Genomic DNA, 15,288 nt, shown 5'->3' with positions numbered 1-15,288 from the left:
AATCCCGATTGCGGCAGGTTTGCTCCGTATTGAGGTAGTCATGTGTATCGTTCCTGTGAGATATTAATGCTCGTATATGGCACTAGCCTTTATTGAGAATGATTATTAATATCAGGAGTGATGAGATGAGCGATACGTCTGAAGTATCCAGATTAATTGAAGTAACGAAGGAGCATAAAGGTCTGTTAATTACAGCAAGTATGTTTTCGACCCTTTCAAGTTTGCTGCAGATCGTTCCTTTTATTTCAATTTACAAAATAGTTGAGGAGCTACTGCTCCATGCCGGGCATCCCGCCTCGGTAGACAGAGACGTTTTAGTGCACTGGGGAATTATCGCTTTTGCAGCGCTCATTGGCGGGCTCATTAGTTTGTATATTGGAGGCATGTGCTCACACATTGCGGCATTCAATATTTTGTATCGGTTGAGAGTTAGGCTTGCGGAGCATGTGGCCAAGGTACCCATGGGGTATCACACGAAGACGGCTACGGGGGAACTGAAGAAGATCATCGAGGTGAGTGTGGAGAAAATCGAAAAGTTCATCGCCCACCAGCTGCCGGACGTGGTTACTGCTATGATCATGCCGCTCATCATGCTAGGCTACTTGTTTTGGCTGGATTATCGTCTGGTGCTGATCCTGTTGCTTCCAATCGGCATCGGATTCTGGCTGCAAACACGTCTGTTTCGCAGTGAACAGGGGCGTCAGTCGTATCGTGATTTTCAGTATGCGATTGAAGAAATGAATGCAACAGGTGTTGAATATGTGAGAGGTATGCCGGCAGTTAAAGTATTTGGTATTACAGCAGACTCTTTTCTGACCTTTAAGCAGGCGGTGACCCGTTACCGGGATATTTCGTTGAAAATAACGGATTTATGCAAGACATCCTACGGATTATTTTTTGTGATCATTTCTTCGTTATCAACATTTATTCTACCGGTAGGTATTTTGTTATCTAGTGGAAATCTTGGGCAGCAGTCCTTTGCCATTACGTTTATTTTGTTTCTAATCATCACGCCGAGTTTATCGGCCCCGCTGTTAAAGCTTCTGCTTCTGGGCAGCGGAATGCGTGAGATCGTGGAGGGGCAAAAACGGATTGATGCAGTGTTTGCCGAGCCTGTGGTACACGAACCGAAGTTTCCCAAAGTCCCTGTTATCTATGAGGTTGCTTTCCGAAAGGTAACGTTTGCTTATGATCACAAAGAGAGTGAAGCCTATAAGCCAGTACTTGAAAAGATTGATTTTGTAGCCAAGGCCGGTGAAGTGACAGCTCTGGTTGGACCATCGGGTGGGGGGAAATCGACCATTGCCAATCTGCTGCTTCGTTTCTGGGATGTGCAGGAGGGGGAGATTACCATTGGTGGCATTCCGATTCAAGAGATGGGCACCGAGAGTCTGATGAATACGGTATCCTTTGTTTTTCAGGATGTGCATCTGTTCTATGATACGATTGAAGAAAATATACGGATGGGCAATACAACAGCTTCATTCGAGGAGGTAATGGCGGCAGCCCAAGTAGCCTGCTGTCATGAGTTCATCGAAAAGCTGGATGCTGGTTATCAAACCAGAATCGGTGAAGGCGGTACGTACCTTTCTGGCGGAGAAGCACAGCGAATTTCCATCGCAAGAGCACTACTCAAGAACGCTCCTATTCTTGTTCTGGATGAAGCAACAGCATTTGCCGATGCAGAAAATGAATACAACATTCAGCAGGGATTGTCTCAGCTGATTCAAGGCAAAACCGTGCTTATCATCGCGCATCGTCTAACAACGATACGTGCAGCGGAACAAATTATTGTTATCCAGCAGGGACAAATTGCCGAGAGCGGCACTCATGATCAATTGCGAGCATTGGACGGCGTATACGAGCATATGTGGCAGGCCCATATCAGTGCAGCTTCGTGGAAATTAGGAGGTGCAGTTCGATGAAAAAGTATCTGTTCAATATCTCTGGAGGTCATCCTCGCAGTTTACTTCCTTCGATCATCGCTGCCATTTTGGAAGGCATTGTCAAGATTGCTCCTGCGGCCCTTCTTGTGGACATATTCAACACAATATACAGAGCCTTCGCCCACCCAGAGCAAGGGCTGGATATCAATCGGATGTGGCTGGTTAGCGGCATCCTGTGTGTGTGGCTCGTGGTCGAATATGCAGCGTATGCTTCGCTCTATGATAAAACGTATCGGGTAGCTTACAGTCTCGCAGCCTCAGGCAGATTAAAGCTGGCAGAACATATTCGCCACCTGTCGTTAGGTTTTTTCGGGAAGCGTGATCCGGGGGATCTGACTAATCTCATTCTAAGTGACTATGGTCAGATAGAGCACACCATCTCTCATAATCTGTCCCAGCTGATTAGTGCAATTGTGCTGCCGACACTTGCTTTTGCCGGACTAATGCTGGTGAACTGGAAAATGGCTTTAGCGATGTTTATCGCCGTCCCTTTAGGGGCCGTGTTGTTACGACTTACGGATTCAATTCAATCCCGCTTGAGTGAGGGACATATTCGTGCCAAAAATGAAGCGGCCAGTCGTCTGCAGGAATATTTGAGCGGTATTCGCGAGATTAAGGCTCATAATATAGGCGGCAAGCGCTTTGAACGACTTCGTCAGGCTTTTGATGATTTAAAAATAACATCCATACGATTGGAAGCCATCATGGGTCCGATGATTATGGGGGCAATGCTGCTCGCACGCTCTGGTCTGACGTGTATGATTCTGGTCGGAGGTTATTTGCTGGCAGATGGTGAGCTTACCTTACCGGTCTTTTTACTATTTCTGCTGATAGGCACGAAGGTGTTTGAGCCGTTAACCGTTGTACTGATGAGCTATGGAGAGATGCGCTACTCCGCGTATAGTGCTAAACGGATTATGGATGTACAACAGGAGGCTCCGCTGGCGGGAACCGCAGGTGTGCAGGCCCATCAACGTATTACCTTTGACCAAGTTACCTTTGGATACGAAGATCAGCATCCGGTGCTGAAGGAGCTGTCGTTTACCATAGAGCCACGGACGATTACAGCACTTGTTGGGCCATCTGGCAGCGGAAAAAGTACAGTAACCCGTCTCATTGCCCGTTTCTGGGATGTACAGCAAGGCGTGATTCGGATTGGCAATACACCCGTCACAGCGATGAATCCAGAGAAGCTGCTACAGAATATTTCCGTTGTTTTCCAAGACGTGTATCTGTTCCAGGATACAATCGGCAACAACATTCGTGTCGGTAAAAAGGACGCTACGCAAGCCGAGATTGAACAAGCGGCACGCAAAGCCTGTTGTCATGAGTTTATCTCAAGTCTTCCTCAGGGCTACGATACGCTTGTGGGAGAGGGCGGCTCAAGGTTATCTGGAGGGGAGAAGCAACGGATCTCCATTGCACGTGCCTTGTTGAAAAATGCATCAATCGTTTTGCTGGACGAAGCTACGGCTTCCCTTGACCCCGAGAATGAAGCAGCTGTACAGCAGGCCATCAATGAACTGGTAGCAGACAAAACTGTTATTCTTATTGCTCATCGACTAAAAACAATTCAGAATGCGGATCAAATTCTCGTTCTGGATCAAGGTCATCTCGTCGAGCAAGGAACACATGTGCAATTGTTGAACAGATCAGGTATTTACGCACGTCTGTGGCAATTACAGCAAGAGGCTGAAGGATGGCAGGTTAATGCGGGGATGAACGGAAACGTGAAACTGACCTGAACTTAAATGAGCAGCTAACCTAAATAAAACACTAACAGGACATATAAGGAGAAGAGAACGTATGTTTAAAACAATAGCTAGATGGATTACATTATGCTGTGTACTCATTCTCACAGCCTGTGGAGCGCCCGATACAAAGGTAGCCGATAACAAAGTGGCTTCGAACGAAGTGGCGGCACCAACCACGAAAATAATCACGAACCCGAATGGAGACAAAATAACGATTCCTGCACAACCGAAGCGAATTGTAGACTTGTCTGGTTCGACAGAAGAATTGCTGATTCTTGGCAAGAGGCCGGTTGCAACGATGAACGCTGATTATGGCAATCCTCAGGAAATAACACCAACGCTGAAAGAACGGCTCGATGGAGAAGTTTCAATTCTAGGCTGGTATGGTTTCCCGCTTAGTATTGAAGCAATTGCAGCCGAGAATCCAGATGTCATTATTCTGGGGAAGGATTTCAATACAGACCAGTACGAGGCGTTATCTCAAATCGCGCCTACGGTAGCTTTGCCATTTTCCTATTATGAATGGAGAGAAAGACTCACGTACCTGGCGAGCACATTTGGAGAAGAGAGTAAGAAAGATGATTATCTCGCTAAATATGATGCCAAATCGGCGGATTGGAAACAAAAGCTACAGGCTGCTGTAAACGGTGAATCGTTTGCCGTCATAGAAACGTATCCCAATAACCTGGTCATTTATTCAAATAAAGGTGCGGCCGAGATGTTATATGGTGAATGGGGGCTTCAACGTACCAAGGGGATTCCTGATCCAGAAGGTTGGGGAGGGAAGCAAATTGCTTTGGAAGCTCTCGTATCCATTAATCCCGATCGACTGCTGCTGATGGAAAATAGCGAGAACAAGATGGCCGATAGCCGTGTGTGGAACAATATGAGCGCAGTAAAGAATGAAAAGGTGTATACCATCTCCAATGTGGATAATTACAACTACTCGTATTCGGCTATGGGCAGGATGGAGTTAATGGATCGCCTGGGTACGATGATATTGAAAGGTAAATAGCAGGCAGGGGCAATAAAATATTAAACAAAAGGTTGCTTAACAAAGGTTGAGCAGCCTTTTTGTTATGACTTTTTGCCAAAGGTTTGTTCCGAAAATCACAAATATGCAAAGCAAAAAGGGAAGTTTATAAAAAAAGGATTAATATTCTTATGTTTGGAATAAATTTCATGTATAATAAAATGTTGTATCAGGTAAGTCAAAATCGTTTGGAGGAGATCATTTTGTACAAAGCAGGTTTTTGGATTAGATTAGGAGCAAGTATTTTGGATAATTTAATTATTTCAATTCCGGTGGCCATAATCGTGTTTATGTTCACAGGACATTATGACGCAGATGACCTAAATGCCAGAATATTGAGCACGCTATATTCAATTATTTTACCAGTGTATTGGTATGGTCGAACAATTGGTAAACGCATATGCGGAATTCGAATTCAAACGTACGATACACATGAACCACCAAAAATAACGACAATGTTAATGCGAGTTTTGGTTGCAGGAATTGTGTACGCATTAACTTTGGGTATTGGCGTTATTGTCAGTAGTAAGTAAGGCCGGAAAAGGATTCATTTGCAGTACGGCCTTTTTTAACTTACATACTATTTCACAAAACTCGTATTTTGTACATATGTATGCGTATTAAGATTCTTTGAATTTCTCTCCGAGTCTACGACGTTATTGTACATTGACATAAAGTTAGAGTCTACCTTAAAAAGCAGCCAATCACATTGATCAGCTGCTTTTCTAATTTTATTCCCGTTAGCTTAACGATTAAAAGCCTTGTTTCAGAATAATTTATATAATAATTCCTTTTGCACAGGCTTAATATTGATAATATTTCTAATGCCTTTTGCCTTCAGTTCAGCATCCTCTATTGTATTGGCTAACCCTAGCTCTAACAGAGTGCCAGCTGCAACAGTTCCCGTTCTACCCTTGCCTCCACCACAATGAAAGGCAACCTTCTTGTTGGCATTATATGCTCCAACAACCTCATGAATGGCTTGTTTAAAAAGCTCGGCTTCATGTTCTTTCGTATCGTCATCAAGTGGAATCTTCACCCACTTCACATGATCTGTTGGATACGCGCACTCTGTTGCTTCTTCTCGAAGATCCACCACGACTTCTACGCCTTCGTTAAGAACCATTGCCTCTACATCGGCAGATCCGCCCATAAAAACTCGTTCAGCGATAAGTGCATGGTATTTCTTTTCGGCGTGATCCATTTTACTTACCTTCTTTCAAGAATTGCTCGATACGAGCTTTAATTGAATCACGAACCTTAGCGAATGTAGCTGTGATTTCTTCCTCTGTACCTGTCGCCTTGGCTGGATCATCGAAGCCCCAGTGCCATCTTTCAGCTTTGTCATTACGTACAACGGGACAATTATCGTTGGCATGACCACAAAGCGTGATGATGTAGTCTGCTTGTTTTAAAATCTCAGGATCAATCACATCCGATGTATGATTCGAAATATCGATTCCAGCTTCTTTCATCGTTTGAACAGCACGAGGATTTAAGCCATGTGCCTCTAATCCTGCACTTCTCACCTCATATTTATCACTACCCAGTGCCTTTAAAAATCCATCGGCGATTTGGCTTCTGCAAGAGTTTCCTGTACACAAAAAGTAAACAAGTGGTTTGTTGTTCATGATTATTGATCTCCTTTATCTTTGGCTTGGCTTACTTGTACTTTCGCTTCACTCATTTTTGAGTTAATCAACGTTTTTATGACCATAGCAATAACAACCAATGCTACTGTGATTACGCCAATCATTAACCAAACATTTATGTTTGTTGAATGAATCAAGTGTAACCACAAATACAGTCCTGTTAACGTGATAAAGAGCGTTGGGATGGTGAGTACAATTCCAATTTTGAAATAACTTCCCCACGTGATTTTTACATCTTTGCGGGACAGTACATGTAGCCACAAAAGTGTGGCGAGCGATCCAATCGGTGTAATTTTTGGACCCAAGTCACTGCCGATAATATTGGCATAAATCAGCGATTCTCGGATGACACCTTGCGTACTCGTTCCATCAATAGCAAGCGCATCAATCATCACTGTCGGCATATTGTTCATAACCGAAGACAATACCGCAGCTAGAAAGCCCATACCAAGTGTGGAGATGTAGAGCCCCTGGTCAGCAATAGCTTGAATGACCTTACCAAGTTCATCTGTCAATCCCACATTCCGTAGTCCATAAACGACGACGTACATACCGATAGAGAAAATCACGACTGCCCATGGAGCCCCTTTAATGAGCTTCCAGGTTTGAATAGTATGACTCCGCCTTGCAGTTAAAATAAACAATGTGGCTATAACCCCAGCGATAACAGACACTGGAACTTGAACGAACTCGCTCATCAAGTACGCCACCAGTAGCACGGCTAAGATCACCCAAGATATGTTGAACAGTTTCTTATCCTTGATCGCTTCGGCTGGCTTTTTGAGCTGACTGACTTCATAGTTCCCTGGAATACTCTTTCTAAAGAACAAAAATAAGACCAGAAGACTTGCCAATATTGAAAAGAAATTCGGAACAATCATACGACTTGCATACTCCACAAAGCCAATACCAAAGTAATCCGCAGAAACGATATTGACGAGGTTACTCACGACAAGCGGAAGTGAAGTTGTATCTGCAATAAAGCCACTTGCGATGATAAAAGGTAAAATCATCTTTGGATCAAATTTGAGCGCTCGGACCATAGCAAGCACAATGGGCGTTAGGATCAGGGCGGCACCGTCATTTGCAAAGAACGCTGCCACCCCTGCCCCAAGCAGCACAACATAAACGAACATCAACTTGCCATTACCTCTTGCGAGCCTTGCCATGTGTAATGCAGCCCATTCAAAAAATCCGATTTCATCTAAAATCAGCGAAATTAAAATAATGGCTACGAAAGCAAGCGTAGCGTTCCATACGATTCCTGTGACCGTGCCTACATCGGATAGACTGACGACTCCAAAAAGAAGAGCAAGGACAGCTCCAGCTGACGCGGACCATCCAATATTAAGTCCCTTAGGTTGCCAAATCACAAAAGTCAGTGTTAGCAAAAAGATTAATATCGCGATAATGGTCATGCTTCCTCCTGAGGACCGCAGCAGTTTTTCAATCCTGCTATTTTATCTTTCATGGATGGCAGATACGGATACACACACTGAACATATGCTTCTGCATCTGGATTAAGAGAGTAATACACCCACTGCCCTTTTTTCTTTTCATTAAGTAGACCGGCTGCCTTTAGTTTTCGAAGATGTTGACTTGCGTTTGGTTGAGACATGCCAATAATGTCAGTGATATCACATACACAAAGTTCCTGTTCTTTAAGTAATGCAACGATTGTCAAACGTGTGTTATCAGCTAATAACTTATACGCCTCAGCCATCTCCTGTATTCTTTGTTCCATTTGTACACCCCCTGTGATTAGTCTTGTCGGCTTCATTTTGATATAATCATATAATAAATCACTTATATAATCAATGGCGAATATAAGGTTTAGTGTACCAAAAAAGTCGGTAATAAAGATACCGACTTTACTCTCGAACTAAAAATTCACATGTTGACTTCATAAAATAATGACCGTCTTTCATTTTAACTATATCTTTCGTTTGATACTCAATGACTCCACCTTGATCTACCTCAAGAATAGTTTTAATCACCAATTATAAGATAATCCTGATATTCGATAGCTCACAATCTTTTCACAAGCGATTGTACAGCTTTTTTCGCATCTTTCCCTGATCCTCGAATCGTCGCCGAAGCAAATGAGGTCTGCCACGGTATACCTACAAAATGAATATTTTCATCGCTTTGTTTTAAAGGTACACCTGACGAATCCAGAACGTTTAATCCACTAAGATATTCGAAATTCGGAATATACCCTGTGGCAAAAATAACGGTATCCACATGTTCACGAGTCTCATCTGCCCACACTATCCCATTTCCCGTAAACGCTTTAAACATCAGTTTGGCATCGGGTTTACCTTGATCAATAACACTTTTATATATACCGGTATCAAGGACACCGTCACTGCTTTTTTGCAATAATCGTTTTCCCCAATTGGTTTGATCAAGCCTAAGAATAGTTAGCCAAAAGTGAATATCTTTCCCTGCAATGACCTGCGGTTTAAATTTGATCGGGCTTCTGGATGCAATCGTTACATGCGCCGTCCTAGCCAGTTCAACCGCTATTTGTACTGCCGAATTGCCTCCTCCCACAACAATGATCCGTTTGTTTTTAAACTCTTTCTCATTTCGGTAGTCCTTCGCATGAAGCATTTCCCCCTTAAATTCATGCATGCCAGGAATGTCTGGAATATGAGGATTTACGAATGCCCCGCTTGCACAAATGATGGACCCTGTACGAAACTGTTCTAAGCTTGAGGTATGGACTGTATAGATATTACTTTCCTTATCCACTCTGATTACTTCTCGCCCTGATTGTATTGGAAAATTGTATGTAGCCGCATAAGACTTTAAGTATTGAACAACCTCATCTCTACGCGGATAAACATTGGCACCGCCTGGAAATGGGAGTCCTGGCAATGAAGAATACGGTGCAGGCGAGAACAACGTTAAGCTATCATAGTAATTTGCCCATGACCCTAAATGCTCTTCACTTTTTTCAAGGATGATAAAGTTCCGTTTAGCTTCCTGTAAGTAATAGGCTGCTGCCAAACCGGATTGACCACCACCAATAACGATGCAATCATAAATCATATTTTTCAATTTTCTCCCTCCTTCTATAAAAAGCTGCTGCATCACGATTCGGATCCAATAGCTCTGAATTCTTGATTTATCCGCAGCAGGAATTTGATCCTGCTTTTTCCGTTTTTGAAGGTGAGCAGCAATCCGAAGATGCTTCCTTCTCCTGAGCAGGTTCACAGCAGTTGTCTGCGCTACTAGCACCTAAACTACAAACCCCCGTCTCCGGCAGTTCCAGTACTACTTTTTGTGCTGACTCCATATCTCCCACTAATGCAGCTACAATGGATCTGACTTGCTCATATCCCGTTGCCATTAAGAAAGTTGGCGCTCTTCCATAACTTTTGGCACCTACGATATAAAAGTCCTTTTCTGGTTGACGGAGCTCTTTTTCGCCATGTGGTCGAACTGTTCCGCAGCTGTGGATGTTGGGATCAATTAATGGCGCAAGCTCATAAACACATTCTAAGCTTGGGTCCGTTAATACCCGTACTTCTCGCACCATCGATAAGTCAGGACGAGAACCTATGTTACCTACAATTTCATCGATGTGATCAATAACCACTTGTTCATCTTTAATGGTTCCATAAACCTGGATCTGTTTACCTTGTTTTTGAAGTTTTTCAATATGGAATTCCGTTAGGACCTTTACGGCACCGGATTCAACCACTTTTTGAATTCGAGTACCCAGTTCCCCCCTTGCCTGAAGCCCATCTAGTTCTCGTCCGCCATAAACATCCTCGATATTTGCTTTGCGAACAGCCCACACAATCTCAGTTCCTGATTCTTCTTTTTGAAGCTCTACAAGTTCGAGTAACGTGTTGATTGCAGAATGTCCGCTTCCCACAACAAGCACCTTCTTGCCGCTATATCGATTTCTCTCTTTTCCTAATACCGCTGGAATACCGTATGAAATGTGGCTATTAAGCGCTTTTTCCTCTTCTGAAAATATACCGTCTGATCGAAGCGGGTTGGGATTGGACCATGTCCCCGAGGCATCGATAACAGCCTGCGCTTCATAAATAAACGAAGATCCGTTTTGTTCAACATGGATCACAAACGGCAGTTTCTCACGCCCACTTGTTTTCACTTTGCTTAACCCTTTGCGACTGATCGCAACAACTTTACTATTTAAATGTACATTTGGATCTAATTCAGGCAGCCCAGCCAAAGGTTTTAGATAATGCTCAACAATCTCCTTACCCGTCGGGATCGTTTCGGTTTGTGGAACAACCCAATTCGTCTTTAGCAGCAACTCTTTAGCAGCTTTATCGATGTTATACTGCCATGGCGAGAACAGTCGTACATGTTCCCATTTTCGAATGTTTGCCCCCACTTCATCTCCAGCTTCAAACAACATAAACGACTCACCTTTTGAAATGAGTTGTGCTGCTGCTGCAAGACCAACCGGTCCAGCTCCAATGATCGCGACAGGTAATTTGCCCTTCTCTTGTAATGGTGCTTCACAGCAGCTCACTTGGTTCACAGGAATATGTTTAATCATCTTAATTTCCTCCTCATAATTATTTGCATTTTGCAAGTATTATAATAAATAATTGGGATAATTATTTATTATCCCAGTGGTGTACAGCATACGCTGGATTTCGCCATACTTTCGTTTAGCAGTTTGACGGCGTTGATGACCATATCCCGTTCAAACTCAGACATATGCGAAAAGACTTCTTTTAAATAATCATTCATCTGCTCATCAATGACCGTAGCAACAAACTTACCTTGTGTAGTCAAGGATAATATGTAAATCCGCCGATCTTCAGGTAAAGGTGTTTTTTGAACCAAACCCAACTTTACAAGACTTTGAATTTGGCGGCTAAACGTCGTGATGTCAATGGAGAGTGCATCTGCCACTTGCTGAATGGATGGATTATGCTTACGATCAATTTCATAAATGATATGACTTTGAACAAGCGAAATATCCAGGCCTCCAGCGGTGCAACAATTTTTATCCAATAATCCAAAACGCCGTGTCATGATCTGAAACATCTCTCTTACGTTGTTTTCCAATGACCTCACCTCTTGTTATATTTATACCCTCATTATTTGCAAAATGCAAATTCTTTTTTTGTTTTCTGTCCCCCTTCCCATTTTTAATAACATTATGATATATAAACATATACAATCCAAAACGTAGGAGTGATCAACATGATAATTCTGCGGCATGCTACCGAAGTGGATCTAGGAAGCATTCTAATTATCTATAACCAAGGTATTGAAGATCGGATTGCCACGCTAGAAACAGTTATAAAAGATGAGGCTTACATGTCTGAATGGTTTAATAAGCACCAGGGGCGTTACTCGGTACTTGTAGCCGAACAGAATGATCAAGTGGTCGGATGGGCCTCTATCAATTCGTATAGCTCAAGAAGCGCGTACGACGGTGTCGGCGACCTCTCCATTTATATTCATCGTGATCATCGTGGCAAAGGGGTCGGAAAACAGTTGCTTCAGAAATTAGAGCAAATCGGTATGCAGAATAACTTTTATAAGTTTGTGCTTTTCACCTTTCCATTTAATACGCTTGGTCAGAGCCTATATCATAATGCTGGATACCGAGAAGTAGGTGTATTCCAGAATCAAGGCATTCTAGAAGGGGAATTTGTAGATGTGATGGCTATGGAAAAATTATTATAAGTATTGTAATTTTAAATTTAAGCTTATGTGCTACTTATTATGTCAAGTTAACTTTACATTTTATATGGTTTACAAATATAAGTTCTTGTCCCAAGCCAAGGACACGAAATTGTACCGATAAAACAAAAAAGCCGCTTAAATAGCGACTTTCAATGGGGACAATGTTCTTGTCCCTCGACATATTTTTTTAGCTATCCGCGTTCCATATCCTATCCACTATTGAGCCTATTTCAAGGAACATGGCATCGCTCTTTTTATCCTTTAGATAACCGAAATGTAGATCAATATTGAGATCGATACCCTCCCAGATCTGCAACATGTTTTCATTAGCAAACCGCATAGCTATTGGCTCCGCCAGCAATGAACAACCAATTTCTCCTTGAACCAATTTCCCTATCAGAGATTCGTCATCGACATACATGATTTTTTGCGGAACCATATTCTGTTTCAGGAAGTAATCGATGGATTGTTTATAGAAGGGGCAACCTTGTGTTGTCCAAATCCACGGCTTTTCTGCAAAATATTCCAGGGACAGCCTCTTCTTCGGTGGTACACCCCAACTGTTGGGATAGACCACAACCATCTTGAAGGAATGGAGTTTGATGGAGTATACGGACGGATGTGCAACATTCCCATAATAAAAACCTCCGCTTATTTTCTCGCTGATCAAATCCTTGATGAAATCCTCACTTTTAATATCGATAAAATGCAATTCTACCTGCGGCAGGCATTCCGAAATAAACCTGACCAATTTCTCTATTCGAAGAAGCTGCCCGTTTGTATTTAACCCGATCCGAATGGTGTCTGATTCTGCCTTTAAATCACTCGCTTTAAGATAGAAATCATCTATGGAGGTGAGTATTTTCTGTGCTTCCAACAATATCTTTGAACCTTTTTCTGTAATAGTCATTCCTTTGGAAGTTCGATAAAAGAGAGGAAAATCAACTTCTTTCTCCAAGGCTTTGATATGTGCACTTGCAGACGGCTGACTTGTGTTAAGATGCGCTGCCGCTTCGGTCAAATTTCCAGTACGGGCAATTTCTATAAAGGTTTTCAATTGATACAGCTCCAACTATCCTAGACCTCCTCAAATGTATTTGCATGAATCATTCCGTTTTCCCGATGGGTCCGATCAGAACTTGAAATTAGACGGTTTTAATCATGATGAGCTATAGTAATTCCAGACAAACTATAAATAAGGAGTAAGTAATCATGTCTCTTTTCATTGCAATGTGCTTTTTTTCATTATCCATGTCAATCTCTCCAGGCCCTGTGAACATAACAATTCTTTCTTCTGGAGTCAATTATGGTTTTAAGCACTCATTACCTTTCGTATCCGGCTCAACAGTCGGGTTTACATTCTTGTTAACTGCTGTTGGCTTAGGGGTATCCAATCTCGTGGCGCAAGTCCCTATATTCTATGAATTGCTAAGATATATAGGGACAGGATACATGAGTTATATTGGCTACAAAATTATGGTTTCACATACAGAAATCGAGTTAAAAGAGGAACAACTTCCACGTTTTCGTCACGGTTTTCTTATGCAGTGGCTTAATCCCAAAGCTTGGATTGCATGTCTTTCCGGTGTTTCTGCCTTTGGTTTGAATACTTCCTATTCGATGCTTCTTGTGTTTGTGTGTATTTATTTTCTCATTTGTTATCTTTCACTTGCCTCCTGGGCCCTTTTAGGATCGAAATTACAATTTCTTATGAAAGTGAAGAATGGCATTAAGGTTTTTAATTTGGTGATGGGCGGATCATTGATTATTGTAGCAATTTTTCTTTTATTTTCGAACTATTAGAATGAAGCAGATCCGATTGCTTTCTTACTCCAATCACTATCCCGCCATGCACTGTTGTTACTACAGTGGCGATGTGAGTAAAAAAACTTAACATTGCATAAATCAAGCCCTAAATTTTAGTGGCTGAACGTTATCATAAACAAAAAAAGCACCTCTGTGGAGAAGTGCCTTTAGCTATATTATCCGCATGACATGTTTCTGACTGAGCAACGGATAAACATTAAATACTGCTGCAGATTTCAAACACCATATATAAATTTAGTTGTCATTGTATACAGCCACCCTTTTTCGCAGTACCACTACGATATCTGTCTGAGGTACAAATAAATTATAATTCGTTACATGCACTTGTCTCGTTTCGGTTACTGATTCAATCTTTAGTTCAGGAGGAAGACAGCGCTCGATGTGAGTAATTAATGTTTCTTTGGTAAATCTCCAAATTACACCATCAATCGAAGAGTTCGCCATATAACCACCGTCCGATACAGAACCTGAAAGAGACTTGAGAATAACCGGGTCCGCAATAATGATAGATCCACCATCACGTAACAATCTGCTGCTCTCAATGAAGGCTTTTTTGTGATGACGAATGTGATGAAAGCTTCGTGCAAACAAAATCATATCACAGCAATGATCAGGTAAAGAAGTCGGCTTATCAATGAAGGCATGGATATAAGAATCATACCTTCCCCACTTCTTTCCAAGTTTCAGAGCATTTAAATTCGGATCCATATTGAGAAAACGAATATCCTTCTGCTTGCGAAGATACTTGTTCAGTAAACCTGTACCACAGCCCACCTGAAGAACATCGCCCCTTAAAGGGGGTAAAACTTTGTAGACATTATGAGGAATAGGGAAGTTTTGAACGTACATGGCCAATTCGTAGAAGATCGGATAACGCTCTTGCAATCGAACCAATTTACTGGTGTAAAAAGGCTTCCGCTTTTTGTGACGTTTAAAGTCCCATTTGTTCAAATAGTAGATAGGGGTTAGTAACAAGAACAGAATAATAAAGACTCCTTGGACGCTATAAATTCCAAGTTTACCAAAGCGATCATTGAATTTATGAGGCATCATTTGTTTAGAAGTATTGAAAATGATCACTCCCCTCTCACATCGAAAAAGCAGCCCACAGGCGACCTTTTGAGCTAGAATACGATTTTCAATTTGAAGTATGATCATCAGAACGCTGGATCATATAGGTCTGCATCATGTTCTTCAATCCAATCAATTTGCCTGAATCCATAGCCAGCCATCGTTTGCTGCACATCCAGCACCTCTAATTCTGGTGCCAGCCAAGGCGTTTTTTTCATTTCCATCGGTCGTCCCCTCCTTTCTACAAAAACTGGAACCAAGATGCGAGCAGCCTTACATTACTTGCGCGATAAAATTTATAAGATACGATATGT

Annotated in this window: 16 protein-coding genes; 6 read left to right on the top strand and 10 right to left on the bottom strand. The window is 42.2% G+C overall.

Features of this window, described 5'->3' with window-relative positions:
* Positions 1-125 precede the first annotated feature (125 nt).
* The 4 genes from DFQ00_RS11400 (at position 126) to DFQ00_RS11385 (ending at position 5,266) form a co-directional block, all read left to right on the top strand.
* Positions 126-1,925 carry an ABC transporter ATP-binding protein gene (locus tag DFQ00_RS11400; protein ID WP_110896613.1) on the top strand — a complete coding sequence of 600 codons (1,800 nt, stop codon included), beginning with the start codon at positions 126-128 and terminating at the stop codon, positions 1,923-1,925.
* Positions 1,922-3,691: an ABC transporter ATP-binding protein gene (locus DFQ00_RS11395; protein WP_110896612.1), complete on the top strand. Its 1,770-nt coding sequence runs from the start codon at positions 1,922-1,924 to the stop codon at positions 3,689-3,691. Before DFQ00_RS11400 ends, DFQ00_RS11395 begins: the two co-directional genes overlap by 4 nt.
* A gap of 61 nt (positions 3,692-3,752) precedes the next feature.
* Entirely contained in the window at positions 3,753-4,715 is a 963-nt protein-coding gene (locus DFQ00_RS11390) for an ABC transporter substrate-binding protein (protein WP_110896611.1), read from the top strand.
* A 167-nt stretch (positions 4,716-4,882) separates the two neighbouring features.
* Positions 4,883-5,266: an RDD family protein gene (locus DFQ00_RS11385; RefSeq protein ID WP_244213798.1), complete on the top strand. Its 384-nt coding sequence runs from the start codon at positions 4,883-4,885 to the stop codon at positions 5,264-5,266.
* 233 nt (positions 5,267-5,499) lie between these two features.
* Here the strand turns inward: DFQ00_RS11385 and DFQ00_RS11380 are convergent, their stop codons facing one another.
* The 7 genes from DFQ00_RS11380 to DFQ00_RS11350 form a co-directional block, all read right to left on the bottom strand.
* The gene (locus DFQ00_RS11380; RefSeq protein WP_110896610.1) at positions 5,500-5,937 is read right to left on the bottom strand and encodes a protein-tyrosine phosphatase family protein; all 438 of its coding nucleotides are present in this window, start codon (positions 5,935-5,937) and stop codon (positions 5,500-5,502) included.
* Position 5,938: 1 nt separating this feature from the next.
* Positions 5,939-6,364: an arsenate reductase (thioredoxin) gene (gene arsC, locus DFQ00_RS11375; RefSeq protein ID WP_174812091.1), complete on the bottom strand. Its 426-nt coding sequence runs from the start codon at positions 6,362-6,364 to the stop codon at positions 5,939-5,941.
* Positions 6,365-6,366: 2 nt separating this feature from the next.
* On the bottom strand, positions 6,367-7,803 hold the full coding sequence (locus DFQ00_RS11370) for an arsenic transporter (RefSeq protein WP_110896608.1): 1,437 nt from the start codon (positions 7,801-7,803) through the stop codon (positions 6,367-6,369).
* On the bottom strand, positions 7,800-8,129 hold the full coding sequence (locus tag DFQ00_RS11365; RefSeq protein WP_110896607.1) for an ArsR/SmtB family transcription factor: 330 nt from the start codon (positions 8,127-8,129) through the stop codon (positions 7,800-7,802). Before DFQ00_RS11365 ends, DFQ00_RS11370 begins: the two co-directional genes overlap by 4 nt.
* 284 nt (positions 8,130-8,413) lie before the next feature.
* Positions 8,414-9,484, bottom strand: a complete 1,071-nt coding sequence (locus tag DFQ00_RS11360) for a flavin-containing monooxygenase (protein WP_110896606.1) — start codon at positions 9,482-9,484, stop codon at positions 8,414-8,416.
* 34 nt (positions 9,485-9,518) lie between these two features.
* Entirely contained in the window at positions 9,519-10,931 is a 1,413-nt protein-coding gene (locus DFQ00_RS11355) for an NAD(P)-binding domain-containing protein (protein WP_110896605.1), read from the bottom strand.
* A gap of 68 nt (positions 10,932-10,999) precedes the next feature.
* Positions 11,000-11,428: a MarR family winged helix-turn-helix transcriptional regulator gene (locus DFQ00_RS11350; RefSeq protein ID WP_110896867.1), complete on the bottom strand. Its 429-nt coding sequence runs from the start codon at positions 11,426-11,428 to the stop codon at positions 11,000-11,002.
* A gap of 162 nt (positions 11,429-11,590) precedes the next feature.
* Between DFQ00_RS11350 and DFQ00_RS11345 the strand changes: the two genes are divergently transcribed.
* A complete protein-coding gene (locus tag DFQ00_RS11345; RefSeq protein ID WP_244213816.1) occupies positions 11,591-12,076 on the top strand; it encodes an arsinothricin resistance N-acetyltransferase ArsN1 family A in 486 nt (161 codons plus the stop codon).
* A 187-nt stretch (positions 12,077-12,263) separates the two neighbouring features.
* Here the strand turns inward: DFQ00_RS11345 and DFQ00_RS11340 are convergent, their stop codons facing one another.
* Positions 12,264-13,148: a LysR family transcriptional regulator gene (locus DFQ00_RS11340; protein WP_110896603.1), complete on the bottom strand. Its 885-nt coding sequence runs from the start codon at positions 13,146-13,148 to the stop codon at positions 12,264-12,266.
* 140 nt (positions 13,149-13,288) lie between these two features.
* On the opposite strand from DFQ00_RS11340, the gene DFQ00_RS11335 reads away from it, so the two are divergent.
* Complete coding sequence (locus DFQ00_RS11335) at positions 13,289-13,879, top strand: LysE family translocator (protein ID WP_110896602.1); 591 nt, start codon at positions 13,289-13,291, stop codon at positions 13,877-13,879.
* Between the two features lie 258 nt (positions 13,880-14,137).
* On the opposite strand, the gene DFQ00_RS11330 is transcribed toward DFQ00_RS11335, so the two are convergent.
* Both DFQ00_RS11330 and DFQ00_RS11325 read right to left on the bottom strand, forming a co-directional pair.
* Positions 14,138-15,061, bottom strand: coding sequence for a class I SAM-dependent methyltransferase (locus DFQ00_RS11330; RefSeq protein WP_110896601.1), 924 nt, complete (start codon positions 15,059-15,061; stop codon positions 14,138-14,140).
* Entirely contained in the window at positions 15,061-15,198 is a 138-nt protein-coding gene (locus DFQ00_RS11325; protein ID WP_425271019.1) for a paeninodin family lasso peptide, read from the bottom strand. Before DFQ00_RS11325 ends, DFQ00_RS11330 begins: the two co-directional genes overlap by 1 nt.
* Between the last annotated feature and the right edge of the window lie 90 nt (positions 15,199-15,288).

Origin of the sequence: Paenibacillus barcinonensis (assembly GCF_003217495.1) — a bacterium.
Classification (GTDB): Bacteria; Bacillota; Bacilli; order Paenibacillales; family Paenibacillaceae; genus Paenibacillus; species Paenibacillus barcinonensis.
The sequence above is the reverse complement of the archived record's forward strand: the minus strand, read 5'-3'. Positions and strand labels throughout refer to the sequence as shown.